This window comes from Citrobacter sp. S46_ASV_140 (assembly GCF_018919545.1).
Lineage (GTDB): Bacteria > Pseudomonadota > Gammaproteobacteria > Enterobacterales > Enterobacteriaceae > Citrobacter > Citrobacter braakii.
On the sequence record NZ_JAHLRC010000262.1, the window covers coordinates 1 to 1,308 of the forward strand.

The 1,308-nt window shown below is 53.5% G+C and carries 1 rRNA gene; it reads left to right on the forward strand.

Annotated elements, in window-relative coordinates:
* Positions 1 to 173: 173 nt before the first annotated feature.
* Positions 174 to 1,308, forward strand: a 16S ribosomal RNA gene (locus tag KQJ19_RS23615); the annotation flags it as partial.

A 1,308-nucleotide genomic window follows, 5' to 3' on the forward strand; every position in this document is an offset into this window, starting at 1 on the left:
ACCTCGCGACAGAGCGCTAAAGCGCGTCGCAACTGCTCTTTAACAATTTATCAGACAATCTGTGTGGGCACTCGAAGATACGGATTCTTAACGTCGCAAGACGAAAAATGAATACCAAGTCTCTGAGTGAACACGTAATTCATTACGAAGTTTAATTCACGAGCATCAAACTTAAATTGAAGAGTTTGATCATGGCTCAGATTGAACGCTGGCGGCAGGCCTAACACATGCAAGTCGAACGGTAGCACAGAGGAGCTTGCTCCTTGGGTGACGAGTGGCGGACGGGTGAGTAATGTCTGGGAAACTGCCCGATGGAGGGGGATAACTACTGGAAACGGTAGCTAATACCGCATAACGTCGCAAGACCAAAGAGGGGGACCTTCGGGCCTCTTGCCATCGGATGTGCCCAGATGGGATTAGCTAGTAGGTGGGGTAACGGCTCACCTAGGCGACGATCCCTAGCTGGTCTGAGAGGATGACCAGCCACACTGGAACTGAGACACGGTCCAGACTCCTACGGGAGGCAGCAGTGGGGAATATTGCACAATGGGCGCAAGCCTGATGCAGCCATGCCGCGTGTATGAAGAAGGCCTTCGGGTTGTAAAGTACTTTCAGCGAGGAGGAAGGTGTTGTGGTTAATAACCGCAGCAATTGACGTTACTCGCAGAAGAAGCACCGGCTAACTCCGTGCCAGCAGCCGCGGTAATACGGAGGGTGCAAGCGTTAATCGGAATTACTGGGCGTAAAGCGCACGCAGGCGGTCTGTCAAGTCGGATGTGAAATCCCCGGGCTCAACCTGGGAACTGCATCCGAAACTGGCAGGCTAGAGTCTTGTAGAGGGGGGTAGAATTCCAGGTGTAGCGGTGAAATGCGTAGAGATCTGGAGGAATACCGGTGGCGAAGGCGGCCCCCTGGACAAAGACTGACGCTCAGGTGCGAAAGCGTGGGGAGCAAACAGGATTAGATACCCTGGTAGTCCACGCCGTAAACGATGTCGACTTGGAGGTTGTGCCCTTGAGGCGTGGCTTCCGGAGCTAACGCGTTAAGTCGACCGCCTGGGGAGTACGGCCGCAAGGTTAAAACTCAAATGAATTGACGGGGGCCCGCACAAGCGGTGGAGCATGTGGTTTAATTCGATGCAACGCGAAGAACCTTACCTACTCTTGACATCCAGAGAAGTTTGCAGAGATGCGAATGTGCCTTCGGGAACTCTGAGACAGGTGCTGCATGGCTGTCGTCAGCTCGTGTTGTGAAATGTTGGGTTAAGTCCCGCAACGAGCGCAACCCTTATCCTTTGTTGCCAGCGGT